The 14,745-nt window shown below is 64.3% G+C and carries 16 protein-coding genes and 1 pseudogene; 15 read left to right on the top strand and 2 right to left on the bottom strand.

What is annotated here, in order from left to right; all coding sequences use genetic code 11:
- Nucleotides 1-147: 147 nt before the first annotated feature.
- Nucleotides 148-546, bottom strand: a complete 399-nt coding sequence (locus SxD43FB_RS21455) for a VOC family protein (RefSeq protein ID WP_096063894.1) — start codon at nucleotides 544-546, stop codon at nucleotides 148-150.
- Nucleotides 547-704: 158 nt separating this feature from the next.
- Between SxD43FB_RS21455 and SxD43FB_RS25425 the strand changes: the two genes are divergently transcribed.
- From SxD43FB_RS25425 to SxD43FB_RS21525, 15 genes and pseudogenes are all read left to right on the top strand, one after another.
- Nucleotides 705-863: a hypothetical protein gene (locus tag SxD43FB_RS25425; RefSeq protein ID WP_176482890.1), complete on the top strand. Its 159-nt coding sequence runs from the start codon at nucleotides 705-707 to the stop codon at nucleotides 861-863.
- Nucleotides 860-1,504, top strand: a complete 645-nt coding sequence (locus SxD43FB_RS21460; RefSeq protein WP_176482891.1) for a phage tail protein I — start codon at nucleotides 860-862, stop codon at nucleotides 1,502-1,504. Before SxD43FB_RS25425 ends, SxD43FB_RS21460 begins: the two co-directional genes overlap by 4 nt.
- The gene (locus tag SxD43FB_RS21465) at nucleotides 1,501-3,492 is read left to right on the top strand and encodes a hypothetical protein (protein ID WP_096063896.1); all 1,992 of its coding nucleotides are present in this window, start codon (nucleotides 1,501-1,503) and stop codon (nucleotides 3,490-3,492) included. Before SxD43FB_RS21460 ends, SxD43FB_RS21465 begins: the two co-directional genes overlap by 4 nt.
- A complete protein-coding gene (locus SxD43FB_RS21470) occupies nucleotides 3,492-3,929 on the top strand; it encodes a hypothetical protein (protein WP_096063897.1) in 438 nt (145 codons plus the stop codon). The genes SxD43FB_RS21465 and SxD43FB_RS21470 overlap by 1 nt, the downstream gene beginning before the upstream one ends.
- Nucleotides 3,929-6,088, top strand: a complete 2,160-nt coding sequence (locus SxD43FB_RS21475) for a hypothetical protein (protein ID WP_096063898.1) — start codon at nucleotides 3,929-3,931, stop codon at nucleotides 6,086-6,088. The genes SxD43FB_RS21470 and SxD43FB_RS21475 overlap by 1 nt, the downstream gene beginning before the upstream one ends.
- A gap of 2 nt (nucleotides 6,089-6,090) precedes the next feature.
- On the top strand, nucleotides 6,091-6,921 hold the full coding sequence (locus tag SxD43FB_RS21480) for a hypothetical protein (protein WP_096063899.1): 831 nt from the start codon (nucleotides 6,091-6,093) through the stop codon (nucleotides 6,919-6,921).
- Between the two features lie 157 nt (nucleotides 6,922-7,078).
- Nucleotides 7,079-7,615: a phage baseplate assembly protein V gene (locus SxD43FB_RS21485; protein ID WP_096063905.1), complete on the top strand. Its 537-nt coding sequence runs from the start codon at nucleotides 7,079-7,081 to the stop codon at nucleotides 7,613-7,615.
- Nucleotides 7,612-7,962 carry a GPW/gp25 family protein gene (locus SxD43FB_RS21490; RefSeq protein ID WP_096063900.1) on the top strand — a complete coding sequence of 117 codons (351 nt, stop codon included), beginning with the start codon at nucleotides 7,612-7,614 and terminating at the stop codon, nucleotides 7,960-7,962. Before SxD43FB_RS21485 ends, SxD43FB_RS21490 begins: the two co-directional genes overlap by 4 nt.
- A gap of 14 nt (nucleotides 7,963-7,976) precedes the next feature.
- A pseudogene (locus SxD43FB_RS21495) lies at nucleotides 7,977-9,157 on the top strand (phage tail sheath subtilisin-like domain-containing protein).
- Nucleotides 9,158-9,195: 38 nt separating this feature from the next.
- On the top strand, nucleotides 9,196-9,708 hold the full coding sequence (locus SxD43FB_RS21500; RefSeq protein WP_096063901.1) for a phage major tail tube protein: 513 nt from the start codon (nucleotides 9,196-9,198) through the stop codon (nucleotides 9,706-9,708).
- Between the two features lie 56 nt (nucleotides 9,709-9,764).
- Entirely contained in the window at nucleotides 9,765-10,079 is a 315-nt protein-coding gene (locus SxD43FB_RS21505; protein ID WP_096063902.1) for a phage tail assembly protein, read from the top strand.
- A gap of 8 nt (nucleotides 10,080-10,087) precedes the next feature.
- Nucleotides 10,088-10,204: a GpE family phage tail protein gene (locus SxD43FB_RS21510; RefSeq protein WP_076605466.1), complete on the top strand. Its 117-nt coding sequence runs from the start codon at nucleotides 10,088-10,090 to the stop codon at nucleotides 10,202-10,204.
- A 9-nt stretch (nucleotides 10,205-10,213) separates the two neighbouring features.
- Nucleotides 10,214-12,679: a phage tail tape measure protein gene (locus SxD43FB_RS21515; RefSeq protein ID WP_096063903.1), complete on the top strand. Its 2,466-nt coding sequence runs from the start codon at nucleotides 10,214-10,216 to the stop codon at nucleotides 12,677-12,679.
- Nucleotides 12,679-13,083 carry a phage tail protein gene (locus tag SxD43FB_RS21520; protein WP_176482892.1) on the top strand — a complete coding sequence of 135 codons (405 nt, stop codon included), beginning with the start codon at nucleotides 12,679-12,681 and terminating at the stop codon, nucleotides 13,081-13,083. The genes SxD43FB_RS21515 and SxD43FB_RS21520 overlap by 1 nt, the downstream gene beginning before the upstream one ends.
- Entirely contained in the window at nucleotides 13,080-14,087 is a 1,008-nt protein-coding gene (locus SxD43FB_RS21525) for a contractile injection system protein, VgrG/Pvc8 family (RefSeq protein ID WP_096063904.1), read from the top strand. Before SxD43FB_RS21520 ends, SxD43FB_RS21525 begins: the two co-directional genes overlap by 4 nt.
- On the opposite strand, the gene SxD43FB_RS24940 is transcribed toward SxD43FB_RS21525, so the two are convergent.
- Nucleotides 14,065-14,502, bottom strand: a complete 438-nt coding sequence (locus tag SxD43FB_RS24940) for a hypothetical protein (protein WP_141249583.1) — start codon at nucleotides 14,500-14,502, stop codon at nucleotides 14,065-14,067. The two genes, SxD43FB_RS21525 and SxD43FB_RS24940, sit on opposite strands and share 23 nt — an antisense overlap.
- Nucleotides 14,503-14,745: the final 243 nt, after the last annotated feature.

Below are 14,745 nucleotides of genomic sequence, written 5' to 3' on the forward strand. Positions count from 1 at the left end.
CCAACTCGCAAGCCTATCAAATATCCGCGGTGAAATAGACGCAGCGAAATCCCTCGTCCTGATCACATACAGGCTGGCACCGAAAAACGCGGACCGCCGAAGCGAACAACGTCACGAATAATCCGGGCTAAACGATGCAAAGTAGCGTCATTTGGGGAAGTGGATGCCGCATAGCTTGTTGCCATCGGGATCGCGGAAGTAAGCGAGGACGATCGTCCCCATAGACGCTGTTTCGCGAGGACCGGGCGCTACCTCGATCGACGTGCCCCCATTGGCGACTGCAACATCATGAAACTGCTTCACCTGCTCTGGCGAATCGCATGAAAAAGCAACGGTGCTGCCGTTCGCGACGGTTGCCGGCTCGTCATTGATCGGCTGGGTGACAATGAAATTGGCTCCATTCCCACTGTTGTAGACCAAGCGCGTGTGGCCACTGTCGGCCACGTTGATCGTCGCTTCCCCAACGCCGAGGGTACCAAGCACCGTGTCGTAAAAGCGCTTCGCCCGCTCGATGTCGTTTGATCCAACCATCGTGTGAAAAAGCATGCATCTTCTCCTGCTTGGGCCACGTCATGATTGAACACTGCCCTCGCTCGGCCATAGCAGGATCGAACGCCCGGTCACATAAAGTCTTCGTTCCAACAGGCGGAATTCTACCGCGATATCAATCGGTAGTATCATCAGGCGGCCGCCGCCGCCCGCTCATGAAACTGCACGGCCTCGACGCCCAATGCGTCATTCACCTCCAGAAACTTCGCCTGGATCGGCTCGATCTCCAGCACATGGAAACTGTCGCGCGCGTCGGCCAGCAGGCACCGCGTTGCACCGACATCGCGATCGTCATTGCGGGGGTGGGCGAATGACCTATCCCTCCGTCCTCCCGACCGGGTCGACCAGCCTGGAAAAGGCCTTGGAGCAGGTCGCCGCCGGTCTGCTCGATATCGACGTGCTGATCCGCGCGCTTTGGTCGCCGCAGGACTGCCCCTACGACTTGCTGCCCTGGCTTGGCTGGGGCGTGTCGATCGACCTGTGGGACGCGAACTGGACCGAACCGCAAAAGCGCGCCGCCATCGCCGACGCCATTGCCTTTCAACGGCGCAAAGGCACGCCGGTTTCGCTGCGCACCGTTCTGGATCGCTTCGACCCGCTCATCCGCCTGGTGGAATGGTTCGAAGATCGCGACACGCTCGATCCCTTCAGCTTCCGCCTTGAACTGCCGCTGCTGGCCGACAGCGGTGTCCTTTATAATGAAAATCTCGTGGCGCAGATCCTGCGCGACATCGCCCAGGTCAAACCGGTGCGCGCCCACATGCTGGCCGTGTTCAAGTTGCGCGCGCGGGCAGAAGTAGCTCTCGTCGCCGCTGGTAATCTCGCGGGCCTGTCCCGCGTCACCGCCGCCGCCGATGTCACCGCCGCGACCGACCCGGCCTGGAACAATTATCTGCAAACCGAAACCGGCGAGCCGATCATCGACGGCGCTGGCGCATGGCTGGAGGTGGCATGAGCGATCCTGTCACCATGATGGTCACTCAGGCCGGGCTTGCCGCCTTCCTGGCCGCCGATGCCGCCCATCCCGTCGTCATCACACAGGTCGGCCTGACCCAGAGCGCCTTCATCGTCGCGCCCACGATCGACGCCCTGCCCGGTGAATTCAAGCGCTTGGCCGCCAGCTTCTCCGGCGACGTGGTGAGCGAAACCATCATCCACATGACGGCGGTGGACGGGACGGCCGACATCTACGACCTGCGCGGCCTCGCCCTCTATCTCGATGATGGCACGCTGTTCGCCGTCTATGCGCAGCCCACCCCGATCTTCACGAAAGTGTCGATCGCCAGCTTCCTGCTCGCGCTCGACGTCGCCTTCGCAAACGGCACCGGCAATATCAGCTTCGGCGATGCCATCTTCCTGCTGCCCCCGGCGACCGAGACCCGCGCCGGAATGGCGCGCATTGCGACCAACGCCGAAGCCGATGGCGGGACCGACGATCAAACCATCATATCGCCGCTCAAGCTGCAACGGCGGCTGACGGCGCTGGCCAATGCACTGACCCAAGCGACAGATGATGACCTGACCGCGCTGGCGGATGCGTTCGACCTGATCCTCCAGGCTTTGACCGCCCGCACCATCACCGGCACCGGACTGGTAACGGGCGGCGGCGATCTCACCCAATCCCGCACATTGGACGTCCCTGCCGCGTCGGGTGCGGAAGCCATTGCCGGGACGATAACCGACAAGGCGCTCACACCGGCGGCTTTGCGCGCGGTACAGGCGGCGCTGTCGATCAGCGTCAGCGGCCTGGCCACTGGTGGCGGCGATCTGACCGACGTTCGCACAATCGGCGTCCCGGCGGCGACCGGCGCAGAGGCCATTGCCGGGACGGTAACCGACAAGGCACTCACACCAGCGGCCTTGCGCGCGGTGCAGACCGCCCTGTCGATCGGCGTCAGTGGCCTGGCGACTGGTGGCGGCGACCTGACCGAAGGCCGCACGATCGGCGTCCCGGCGGCGACGGGCACGGAAGCAATTGCAGGGACGGCAACTGACAAGGCGCTCACACCGGCCGCCTTGCGCGCGGTGCAGGCGGCGCTGTCGATCGGCGTCAGTGGCCTAGCCACGGGCGGCGGCGACCTGACCGAAAATCGCACGATCGGCGTCCCGGCGGCAACCGGCACGGAAGCAATTGCAGGGACGGCAACTGACAAGGCGCTCACACCAGCCGCCTTGCGCGCGGTGCAGGCCGCTCTGTCGATCGGCGTCAGTGGCCTGGCCACGGGCGGCGGCGACCTGACCGAAAATCGCACGATCGGCGTCCCGGCGGCGACGAGCACGGAAGCAATTGCAGGGACGGCAACTGACAAGGCGCTCACACCGGCCGCCTTGCGCGCGGTGCAGGCGGCGCTGTCGATCGGCGTCAGTGGCCTAGCCACGGGCGGCGGCGATCTGACCGAAAATCGCACGATCGGCGTCCCGGCGGCGACGGGCGGTGAAACGATCGCTGGCACCGCCACGGACAGGGCGATTACGCCTGCGGCCCTGTTCGCCTTCCGAAGCGCGATAGCATTCGGCGGTGGCGGGCTGGTGAAAGGCGGCGGCAATCTCGCGCTCAGCCGCACGCTCACAGTCGATGCCGCGTCGTCTGCCGACGTGGCCGCAGGGACCGCCATGGACAAGGCGATCACGCCTGCCGCTCTATCGGGCCTCGCGCGCAGCCTCGTCCAGAATGGCTACACCTATCTGCCCGGCACTGGCGGCCTGATCCTGCAATGGGGCCGCTTCTCCGCCCCGGCCAACACCACCACGAACACGCTGTTTCCCATCGCTTTTCCAAACCAATGTTTTGCGGTCACCCCGTGCGGCGGAGCGGCGGGAGGTGCGGACAGTCAGGACAATCCACCCGTTTTGGTAACATCGGGCATCACCAGCAGCGGCTTTGCAGTCTTTTCGGCCGACGACACCAGCGTCGGCATGGCCTATCTCGCGATCGGAAATTGATGATGGCGATCTACTATTCCGCCACCGCGCACGGCTTTTTCGACAGTGCGATCCACGCCGTCATCCCTGAGGATGCGGTACAGATCAGGCCTACGCGCCATCGCCAGTTGCTCGCTGCCCAGGCCGAAGGTGCCAGGATCGAGGCCGACGCCAGCGGCAAGCCGCGCATCCGGCACTCTTCGGTCGTGGAAAAGCGGGCGACACTGTTGCGTCAGGCAAAGCGGGAAGCTGCCCGGCGCATCGAGCGCCTCGCCCCAATCTGGCGACAGATGAACGACATGCGCGCGCCCGGCCCCGAAGCCGACGCCCGCTTCGTCGCGATCGATGCGGTCCGCGCCGCCTCCACCCTGATCGAACAGCAGATCGCCAGTGCCAGCGCCGACCAGCTCACCGCGCTCGACATCGCCGCGCACGACGCCTGGCCAAAGGACGCCTGATGCCGAAAATACCCGACCTCCCCCTGCGCGATGAACCCGATGGTCTGGAAAACGTCATCATTGAAGTTGGCGGTATCGTTCAACGCGGGCGACTGGGCGCATTGGTCGGACGATTGATCGACGGCGCGGTGGCGGGCCTTGCTACCACCATCGAATTTCTCGTTGCTGCCATTGCGGCCGAAAGCGGAGCGCGCGCGCAGCATGTTACACGTTCGTCGGGCGCGCCGCGCGTCGCGCCAACACATATGCGCGGCGGGATGATGGTCCTCGCAGAAGACGAGGCAGGTGCCTTCTTCTACGTCGATCCGATCCTTGGCCGCGTCTATCTCCACAACCTTGTGCTGGACGGTGGTGAGGGCGCGGTGCGCGGTGGGGCGATGCCGCTGCTGCGCGACCAGGGCGGCCAGCCTGTTATGTCGTTCGACCTGTTCGACCGCCGCGTCGTCGCCGAACATGGCGAAGTGCTGGGCCGCCCTGGCACGGTCGATTTCGATTTCCTGCGCATCACCGAATGGGATGAGGCGGGCCAACCGCTTGCGGGTTACGAGCCGGGCCAGCGGGTGCGTCTGCACCCCAAGGTTTTGGACGGCCTGACCATTCAGGGCGACGCCAACAAGATCCCGCAGCTCTGGTCAGTGATCGACAGTCCGCTTGGTCCGACGCGCATGCGCCGCCAGCTCACCTATTCGCAGCATGGCGTGACCGGCTATCAGGTGATCGCACGGCCTAGCGGCGCGACCCCTGGCCTAATCCGCATCAGCTGTAACGATGGCGACCCGATCCGCGACCGGCACAAGGTCCGCCACGCGCATTGGCCTGTCAGCGAACCGGCAACCGCCGCCCCGACCAAGATCGTCTATGTCGTTGTGATCGGCCAGTCGAACAGCGTTGGTGCTGGCAGCTACGGCACCAACCCGACCGCGATCAAGGGGCCGCAGACGATCCGCACGGCGATGCCGATCCGCAATGCGCCCTTCGCCTCGCGCCTTATCACCTGGGTAGGCGGCACCATCCCGCACCAGGGCAATCTGGACGGCGACGTCAATATCGGCGGTGGCGTGCTGGCGCGGGACGTGCCGATCGATCCGGCACGCATCGCCAGCTTCGTCCCCATGCGCGAAGGCTTTGCCACGCTGGCCCATGCCGAAGGTGGCCCGACCCGCGAAAGTTTCATCACTGCCATGGCGACGCACCTCAATGGCCCCAACGGCTATGACGGGTCGGTCTATCTGGCATCGGCTAGCTTTGGCTTTGGCTCTTCCTCCTTCTCCCAGCTCATCCATGATGGGAGCGTCCGCAAGCAAGCCTGGCTCAATGTCCTGGCGTCGATCAACCAGGCCAAGTCCATCGCGACCGCGAACGGCCTGGCGCTGGAAGTGCATATGCTGATCGACCAGGGCGAGGCCGACTGGAGCAACGCCAGCTATCGCGCGCAGGTCGAAGCCGCCTGGGCCATCATGAAGACCGACATTACGTCGCGCACCGCGCAGGCGGTCGCGCCCCAACTCTTCTATCACCAGACACTCGCGGCGCGCGGCAACGTCGCCGAACCCGCCTATTCGGCGCTCGCCCAGGTCGAAATGGCCCGCAACAATGCCGACATCCATATTCTGCCGCCACACTATTTCACCGACTTCGACAGCGATACGATCCATTATAAAGCGCCCGAAGAGACGTGGCGCGGCGCGCTGTCGGGCGAAGCGATGGCCGATTGGTTGATCCGTGGTCAGAGTGCGGCGCTCCTGATCGAGGCAGCGACCTGGACCGGGTCGAAGCTCACCATCACCATGAACCACCCGGTGATGCGTGACAGCGAGACGATTGTCCTGACAGGCGGCAATGGCGGCGTCACCCATGCCAACAGCAATGGCGCGACGACCGGGATCAGCACCGTGCTGATCGACAAGGCAGACACGAAGAATTTGGTGCTGACCACCAGCGCGCCGATCGCCGCCGACGCGGTCGAGACCGCCCGCATTGCCTATGGCAATCAGACGACCGCCAACCCGCCCTCTCAAGGCTGGGGCGGCGGGCCGTCAGGCGGCGGCCAGCGCTGCGTGTTCAAGCGATCCGACTGGCGGCGCTACAGCCTGATCGACGGCCGACCGCTCGACATCTTCGCCAATATCCAGACCTTTCCAGCGACCAAGGAGTCCTGATCATGGCCGTTTCCGCCATCACCCGCGTACCGTTCGCGCTTCCCAACATGCCCGCCCGTCCGACCTACGAACTGACCGATCGCGACCGTCGCCTGCTCAGCTATGACGCGCTCAAAGTGTGGATCAAACCGGATGCGGATAATATGCGTCGGTCGGGCAAGGCGCTGCGGATCGCCGGGCGAAAGGGATATATGGCCTACACCGGCGACGACGCGATCCTGATTGGCGATGGCATGACCGGTGACGCCAAGCCGGTCATCAAAATGCCTGGCAACACGACCGGCAGTGGCGAACTCCCGCTGCATGTGCAGGGATATGAACTGAACGAGTCGACCGGCTATTTCGTCGCCTGCGTGATCAAGTTCGGCGCAGCCATGGTCGCTTCTGGCGTCCCCTACACCTTCTTCGCGGGCGGCGTCGATACGAGCGACCATGACGTGCAATTCTACATGCTCAACAATGCCATGGCGCTCAGCCATGGCAACATCGCCGCGCAGCAGACGACCGGCCCCTTGTTCACGGCTGGCGGCTGCTATCTGGTGTGGGCGAGCTACGATCCGGCCAGCAAAGTCGGTGCGGTCGGGGTCAATTCCGTCAGTCCGCGAAACTGGGCGACCGCCAATGTCCTGGAGCCTGCAGGGGCAGGCCGACAGGTGGCGATAGGCGGGAAGTTCAACGTACCCGGAACGGCGGGCACGCAGATGTTTCTGGGCGACATGGCCGAAGTCTTCATCTGCGACGAACAGTGGGTGACCCCCGACAAGGAAATGATCCGTGCGGATTTCCTGGCCGACGTCGCCAGCCTCTATGGCGCGGACTTCACGCTGGCATAATGTGATGACGGCACCGACCCGACATGGCGACCACATGGCGTTGCCGTTTGAAGCCTTGGCACTGGCAACGCCATGACGATCCGCCCGGCATGTGTAGAGCGATCCTCTACACATGCCGGACCGCGCCACCTCCCGCGTCCGGCGGCATGGTCCGCGCATGGCACTTGCGCGAAATCCCGACCAACTGACTGGCGACGTCCTGCGCCTTGGCACCATTGCATCGGTCGATCATGCCAATGCGACCTGCACCGTCGAAAGCGGCGATATCCTGACCGGCGAATTGCCCTGGATCGCCCAGCGCGCGGGCGCGACACGCATCTGGTCGCCCCCTACCATCGGCGAACAATGCCTGCTCCTGTCGCCCGAAGGGGATATTGAGGCTGGCATTGTCATGGTTGGCCTCTATTCCGACGCCTGCCCGCCCCCGTCGTTCGATCCCGTCAGGATCGTGACCGAATATCCCGATGGCGCGATCATCAGCTACAACCATGCCGCCCACCGCCTGTCGGCCATCCTCCCCGACGGCGGCACCGTCACCATCGAAGCGCCCGGCGGCGTGTCGATCATCGGCGATCTCGACGTGACCGGCACCATCACCGCATCGCAGGACGTGCTCGCCGCCGACATCAGCCTCAAAAATCATCTCCATGGCAAGGTGCAGGCGGGCGCGGCCAAGACGGACAAGCCCGAATGACCGGTATGGCGCGCTCCACCGGCGCGACGCTCGATGGCGTCGACCATATCCGCCAATCCGTCGCCGACATCCTCTCGACGCCCCTCAACGCGCGCGTCGGCCGCCGCGATTACGGGTCGCAATTGCCCGACCTGGTCGACCAGCCACGCACCGCCGCCAACATCCTGCGCATCTATGCCGCGACCGCGCTGGCGCTTTCACGCTGGGAAAACCGGCTTCGTCTGCGCCGCGTCGGCCTGGTCGCGGGCGACCGGCCCACCAGCGCCAGCATCCTGATCGAGGCGGAACGGCGCGATCGCCCAGCAAACGTCGCCGACGCTCTCACGCGCATCGTCCTGCCCCTCTAGTCAAAGGATCCACCATGGCCACCGCCACCTTCAAACATGGGATCACCGTTACCGAAGTCTCCAACGGCACCCGCACGTTGGTGGCGCTGTCCACGGCCGTCATCGGCCTGGTCGCCACGGCGGCCGATGCCGATGCCGCCACCTTCCCGCTCGACCGCCCTGCCCTCATCACGGACATCGAAACCGCCATCGGGCGGGCGGGCGTCACCGGCACACTCGCTAACTGCCTGCGTGCCATCGCTGACCAGACCCGCCCCATCCTCGTCGTCGTCCGTGTTGCGGAGGGCGACGACGCCGCCGAAACCACCAGCAACATCATTGGCACCACCACCGACACCGGCCAGCGCACCGGCATGCAGGCACTGTTGGCGGCCCAGGCACAGCTCGGCGTGCGGCCCCGCATCATCGGCGCGCCAGGGCTGGAATCGCAGGCGGTCACCGCCGCCCTGGCCATCGTCGCAAAAAAGCTGCGCGGCTTTGCCTATGCCCGCGCCCTGGGCGAAACCGTCGCGGCCGCCATCACCTATCGCGCCAATTTCTCCGAACGCGAACTCATGCTGCTGATGCCCGACTTCGTGGCGTTCGACACTGCCGCCAGCGCCAACGTCACCAGCTATGCCGCCGCCCGCGCGCTTGGCCTGCGCGCGCTGATCGACGAACAGACCGGCCCGCAAAAGACCCTGTCCAACGTCCCCGTGTCGGGCGTGGTCGGCCTGACCAAGGATATCTATTGGGATATTGAGGATCAGGACACCGATGCAGGCCTGCTCAACGCGGCCGACGTGACGGCGCTGATCCGCACCGACAACGGCTTCCGCTTCTGGGGCAACCGCACCTGTTCGGCCGATCCCCTGTTCGCCTTCGAAAGCACCGTGCGCGTGGCCCAACTGATTGCCGACACCGTCGCACGCGGCATGGTCTGGGCGTTGGACAAGCCGCTGACGCGCAGCTTGGCCAAGGACATCATCGAAACCATCAACGGCTTCTTCGCCACGCTGAAGGCGGGCGGCGTGATTCTGGGTGCCCGCGCCTGGTTCGATGAAGCGAACAACAGCGTCATCGACCTCAAGGCGGGCAAGCTGCGCATCGACTATGACTATACCGTGCCCCACCGCTCGAGGATCTGGGCTTCATTCAGCGCATCACCGACGTCTATTTCGCCGATTTCGCCAGCCAGCTGACCGAAGCCGCCTGATCGGCCTTCCTTTATTCCTCATATTTTAGGAGCCTGCGATGGGACTGCCCCGCACCCTCAAGGACATGATGCTGTTCAACGAAGGCCTTGCCTATCTCGGCGAAGCCGGATCCGTGACCCTGCCCACCCTCACCCGCAAGATGGAGGAATGGCGCGGCGCTGGCATGAATGCCCCGGTCAAGATGGACATGGGCATGGAGGCGATGGAGCTGGAGGCGGTCTTTGGCGGCCCCATGCGCGACATCCTGCGCCAATGGGGCGTCACCACCGTCGCGGGCGTCTACCTCCGCTTCGCCGGTGCCTATCAGCAGGATGACACCGGCGACGTCGACAGCGTCGAAATCATCGTGCGCGGCCGCCATGAAGAAATCGAAATGGGCGAACAAAAGCCCGGCGAACCGGGCGAGTTCAAGGTCAAATCGGCGCTCGCTTATTACAAGCTCGTCTGGAACGGCCGCACCGAAATCGAGATCGACCCGCTCGCCGGAATTGAAATCGTCGACGGCATCGATCGCTCGGCCGAGCGCCGCGCCGCCATCGGCATCTTCTGATCCTCCGCCCGGTCGCGCCATCGGCCGGGCCTTCCTTTTAGACAGGCAGATTTCCCATGAACGACCAGCCCACCGGCCCGCAATTGGCCACCGTCACCCTCGACGCCCCGATCATCAGTGGCGACGTCACCATCGACCAGGTGAAGATCCGCAAACCCCAGGCGGGCGAACTGCGCGGCCTCAGCCTCTCGGCCCTGCTCAATCTCGATTATGCGGCGCTCGAAAATCTTCTGCCCCGCATCACCATCCCGACCCTGACCAAGGCGCAGATCATGGCCATGGACCCGTCCGACTTCACCCAATTGGGCAGCGAAGTGATGGATTTTTTGCTGCCGAAGGGCGCGAAGGCGGCGCTCTCCCCGACCGGGTAGACGATGCGATGGCCGATATTGCGGTCATCTTCCATTGGGGGCCGCCGGTCATGGACCCCATGGGCCTTGCCGAACTGATGCAATGGCGCGGCCGCGCGGCACGACGGTCGGGCGCGGACAAATAGGACATCGCCATGGACCGCAATCTTCGCATCCGCCTGCTGCTTGATGCGGGCGATCGCCTGACCCGGCCCTTGCGCGAAGCCGCTGGCGGATCGAGCCGCTTGGCCCAGGCGCTGCGCGTCACCCGCGATCGATTGAAGGAGGTCGAACGGGCCCAGGCGGACATTGGCGAATTCCGCCAGCTCAAGACCAGCCTCGCCCAAACCACCCAGCGGATGGAACAGGCGCAGGCAAAAACCGCCGCGCTCGGCCGACAACTCGCACAAACCGAAAACCCGACCAAGAAACTGCGCGCCGAATTCGAACGCGCACGCCGGGAATCGGCCCGCCTGACCGACGAACATGGCCAGCAATCGGCCCGGCTTCAGGCGCTGCGATCCCGCATGGCCGCCGCTGGCATATCCACCCGCGACCTCGCCTCCCATGAACGGCGCCTGCGCGGCGAGGCCGCATCCACCAACGACACGCTGCGCGAACAGGAACGCCGCCTGACCCAGCTCGCCGACCGCGCCCGCCGCATGGCAACGGCCCGCAATCAATTCTCGCAAATTCAGGGGACGGCCACTGGCCTCGCCGCCGGTGGCGCGGCGGCCGTCGGCACCGGCATGGTCGTCGCCGCGCCGCTGCAGGACGCGGTGTCGGGTGCGCTCGAATACGAATCGACGATGACGGACATCAACCAAAAGGTGAACCAGACGCGCGAAGCGGGTCGCCAGATGGGCAAGGATCTGCGCGTCGCCGCCCTCGCCGTCAATCAGATGCCGGCCGATCTGCAAAAGGGCGTCGATACCCTCACCGGCTTTGGCATGGGGGCCAGGCAGGCGACCGACATGATGACGCCCATCGGCCGCGCCGCCACCGCTTACAAGGCGGAGATTGACGATCTCGGCCGCGCGTCCTTTGCCGCCCATGACAATCTCAAAGTGCCGATCGACCAGACCGGCAAGGCGCTCGATGTCATGGCGCAGGCGGGCAAAAGCGGCGCGTTCGAAGTGAAGGACATGGCGCAATATTTTCCCGAACTAACAGCGTCGATGCAGAGCTTGGGATCGAAGGGCGTGCCCGCCGTCGCGGATCTTGCCGCCGCGCTACAGATCACGCGCAAGGGCGCGGGCGATTCCGCCACCGCCGCAAACAATCTTCAAAACCTCATGTCCAAGATCAACGCAGGCGACACGATCAGGAATTTCGCCAGGTTCGGCATCGATATCCCCGCCGCCATGAAGAAGGCCGCCAGGGAAGGCCGCAGCCCGATCGAGGAAATCATACGCCTGACGCAGCAGGCAACCGGCGGCGACCAGGCCAAACTGTCTTCCCTGTTTGGCGATATGCAGGTGCAACAGGCGCTTCGCCCGCTCATGTCCGCCTTTCAGGAATATCGCACCATCCGCGCCGACGCGCTGGCCGCAAACGGCACCGTCAATACCGACTTCGCCGATCGCATGAACGATGGCGCGGAAAAGGTGAAGCGCCTGCAGATCCAGTCCAAACTGCTCAAGGACACGATCGGCGAACAACTATTGCCGATGGTCGGCAACATCTCGGAACGCCTGTCGGGCTGGGCATCGCGCCTGTCGGAACTGGCCCAACGCCATCCCGGCCTGACCAAGGGGATTGCCGTCGCCTTGGGCGTCATGGCCGCCTTGTTCGTCGTCCTGGGCGGCGGCGCTGTTATCGTCGCCGGGCTGGTCGCCCCCTTCGCTGCCCTCGCCGGGGCCGCAACCCTGCTCGGCATCGGCATGCTGCCACTGATCGGCATCGTCGCGGGCGTGGTGCTGGGCATCACCCTGCTCGCCGGGGCCGCCTATCTCATCTACAGCAATTGGGGTGGCATCACGACATGGCTCGGCACCCTGTGGGAAGACATCAAATCCACCACATGGGGCGCGATCCAGGCGCTGATCGCCGCCTTCCTGAACTTCACGCCGCTTGGGCTTCTGATCCGCGCCTTCACGCCCGCGCTCGCCTATCTCCGCTCAATCAACCTCTCCGACATCGGCCGCAACCTCATCACCGGCTTGATCAACGGCATCACTGACAGGCTGGGCGCGCTTAGATCCACCATCGTCAACGCTGCCGGGTCGGCCGCCCGATGGTTCAAGGAAAAGCTCGGCATACACAGCCCCTCCCGCGTCTTTCAGCAGTTCGGCGGCTATATGATGCAGGGGCTCGACGGCGGCATTCAGGCTGAACAGCGCGCGCCCGTTGATCGCATCACGACGCTGGCGGCCGACATCAGCCGCGCCATGGCGCTGGGCGCGGCCACACCGGCCATCGCCGCCGCGCCGATCGATGCGCCGACGCGCGGGACCAGGACAGCGGCCAGCCCGGCGCGCGCGGCTCCCACCACCTACGAACTCCATTTCCACGGCATCGGCCAGGATCCGCGGGATTTTGCCCAGGCCGTGAAGGACGCGATCGAGGCGATCGAGCGGGAAAAGCGCGGACGCGGTTTCGGCGACGAAGGGGATGAATGATGTTGATGGCGCTGGGCATGTTCATCTTCGAAACGCCGACGCTCGCCCATGACGAATTGCAGCGAAAGGCGCTATGGGTCCATGCGCGATCGGGCCGGGTCGGCACCCGCGACGCCACCCAATATATCGGGCCGGGGGCCGAAACCATCGCCCTGTCCGGCGCGGTCTATACCGAAATCGCCGACGGCATCGTCTCCATCGACATACTGCGCGCCATGGCGGACGCGGGGGAGGCCTTTCCGCTGCTCGACGGCACCGGCATGATCTTCGGCAATTTCGTGATCGAGGGGATCGACGAACGCCACGCCTTCCTCATGGCCGACGGCCGGGCCCGGCGCATCGACTTCACGATCGACCTGTTGCGCGTGGACGAAACCGCCCCGGCCAATGGCGATCCGGCATGAACCGGGGCATCAACAATATCGCCGACTGGCGCGTCACCATGGACGGCCGCGACCTGACCAGCGCCATGCGCCCCCGCCTCGTCAGCCTCACCCTGTCTGAAAAACGCGGCGACGAAGCCGACCAGCTCGACATCATCCTCGACGATGGCGACGGGCTTTTGGCTATCCCGAACGAAGGGGCCGTCCTGCGCCTGGCGCTGGGCTGGAAACAGGGCCGCGATGTCACAATCGGCCTGGTCGACAAGGGCAGCTACAAGGTGGACGACGTCTCCCACACTGGCCCGCCCGATCAGATCCGCATCCGCGCCCGCGCGACCGACTTCACCAGCGACATCCGCAACCGGCGCGAACAAAGCTGGAAAGCCACCACCCTGGGCGCGGTCCTGACCGAAGTCGCCGGTCGCAACGGCCTGACCGCGCGGATAGCGCCTGCCCTGGCCGCAACCGCCCTCCCCTCGATCAGCCAGAGCCGCGAAAGCGACATCGCCTTCCTGCGCCGCCTGGGGCGGGAACATGGCGCGGTGGCGACCATCAAGGACAAGACGCTGATCTTCGCCCCCATCGGCGCGGGCCAGACCAGCGGCGGCCGCACACTGCCCACCATCACCCTGCGCCGCCGCGACGGCGACGGCCATAGCTGGCAACGCCAGACCCGCGACGGACAGGCGGGCGTGACCGCCACTTGGCATGATCGCAAGGGGGCCAAGCGCAAGACGGTGACGGTGGGCAAGGCGGACGGGGCCAAGCGCCTGCGCAAAACCTACCCCGATGAAGCAACGGCAAAGCGCGCCGCCACCGCCGAACTTGACCGGCTCAAACGCGCGCCCGCGACGCTGGACATGAACCTGGCGCTCGGCCGCGCGGATATGTTTCCCGAACTGCGCGCGGATGTGGGCGGGATCAAGGCCGGGATCGATGGGAAGTGGCTGATCAGCGAGGTGACGCACAGCCTGGATAAGGGCGGCGGCTTTTCGACGGCGCTCAAGATGGAGACGGTGACGTGACGATTTCCCTCGTAAGATCAAGCTCTGGCGAGCTAGCCGATTTTTTGCCATTCCCTCGCTTTCCCGGGAGAGAGTTTGCCCATCTCGCCCATGTCGCAAGCGCCGTTCCATATCGAAGACGAGAGGCCTCGCTCCAAGTTGTATTCAAATGGTTCGCTAGTTCATCACCAATTTCTCGACCCATCATCTCGGGGTTTCCTAATAGTTTAGCAGAAACGAATTTCACAGTTGGCGTGTTGAGTGCCGCGCTCTTGATAATGTTCAATATGGGTTCATCGGAATATTCGACACGACTTACCAAATTGTTTTTTACAGTTATAACATTCAGCGCGATCAATGCAGAAACGGTGTTGCGACCATATTGATTTTCTACTTGATGAACCGGAATGCCAGCCGAGGTCAGCGTTTCAAACATATGCAAGCAATTTGCTGGCGACGTATTTCCGAGAAAATACTTTCGGGCACGCGCAGAATTCCGTTCGACCTGGGTGAAGGTTTTGCCTGATGCTGAACTGTTATCCTGAATGACTAAGAGCCCGATCCGAAACTAAGTTGAGTGGTATCAGCGGGTTAGCTTGACGCTTGCCGCAGTCGTTGATTCAGGGGTTTTGCAACAAACTTCCGGAGATCAACGATGTGGACCGATACCACTCGGGCG

The sequence above is a fragment of the Sphingobium sp. D43FB genome (assembly GCF_002312805.1).
Classification (GTDB): domain Bacteria; phylum Pseudomonadota; class Alphaproteobacteria; order Sphingomonadales; family Sphingomonadaceae; genus Sphingobium.

Excerpts from the sequence above, each read along its gene's own strand:
- SxD43FB_RS25425 (WP_176482890.1), top strand. The coding sequence starts at position 705 with ATGAAACTGCACGGCCTCGACGCCCAATGCGTCATTCACCTCCAGAAA.
- SxD43FB_RS21480 (WP_096063899.1), top strand. The coding sequence starts at position 6,091 with ATGGCCGTTTCCGCCATCACCCGCGTACCGTTCGCGCTTCCCAACATG.
- SxD43FB_RS21455 (WP_096063894.1), bottom strand. The coding sequence starts at position 546 with ATGCTTTTTCACACGATGGTTGGATCAAACGACATCGAGCGGGCGAAG.
- SxD43FB_RS21490 (WP_096063900.1), top strand. The coding sequence starts at position 7,612 with ATGACCGGTATGGCGCGCTCCACCGGCGCGACGCTCGATGGCGTCGAC.
- SxD43FB_RS24940 (WP_141249583.1), bottom strand. The coding sequence starts at position 14,502 with ATGTTTGAAACGCTGACCTCGGCTGGCATTCCGGTTCATCAAGTAGAA.
- SxD43FB_RS21460 (WP_176482891.1), top strand. The coding sequence starts at position 860 with ATGACCTATCCCTCCGTCCTCCCGACCGGGTCGACCAGCCTGGAAAAG.
- SxD43FB_RS21500 (WP_096063901.1), top strand. The coding sequence starts at position 9,196 with ATGGGACTGCCCCGCACCCTCAAGGACATGATGCTGTTCAACGAAGGC.
- SxD43FB_RS21520 (WP_176482892.1), top strand. The coding sequence starts at position 12,679 with ATGTTGATGGCGCTGGGCATGTTCATCTTCGAAACGCCGACGCTCGCC.
- SxD43FB_RS21525 (WP_096063904.1), top strand. The coding sequence starts at position 13,080 with ATGAACCGGGGCATCAACAATATCGCCGACTGGCGCGTCACCATGGAC.
- SxD43FB_RS21485 (WP_096063905.1), top strand. The coding sequence starts at position 7,079 with ATGGCACTTGCGCGAAATCCCGACCAACTGACTGGCGACGTCCTGCGC.
- SxD43FB_RS21475 (WP_096063898.1), top strand. The coding sequence starts at position 3,929 with ATGCCGAAAATACCCGACCTCCCCCTGCGCGATGAACCCGATGGTCTG.
- SxD43FB_RS21470 (WP_096063897.1), top strand. The coding sequence starts at position 3,492 with ATGATGGCGATCTACTATTCCGCCACCGCGCACGGCTTTTTCGACAGT.
- SxD43FB_RS21465 (WP_096063896.1), top strand. The coding sequence starts at position 1,501 with ATGAGCGATCCTGTCACCATGATGGTCACTCAGGCCGGGCTTGCCGCC.
- SxD43FB_RS21510 (WP_076605466.1), top strand. The coding sequence starts at position 10,088 with ATGGCCGATATTGCGGTCATCTTCCATTGGGGGCCGCCGGTCATGGAC.
- SxD43FB_RS21515 (WP_096063903.1), top strand. The coding sequence starts at position 10,214 with ATGGACCGCAATCTTCGCATCCGCCTGCTGCTTGATGCGGGCGATCGC.
- SxD43FB_RS21505 (WP_096063902.1), top strand. The coding sequence starts at position 9,765 with ATGAACGACCAGCCCACCGGCCCGCAATTGGCCACCGTCACCCTCGAC.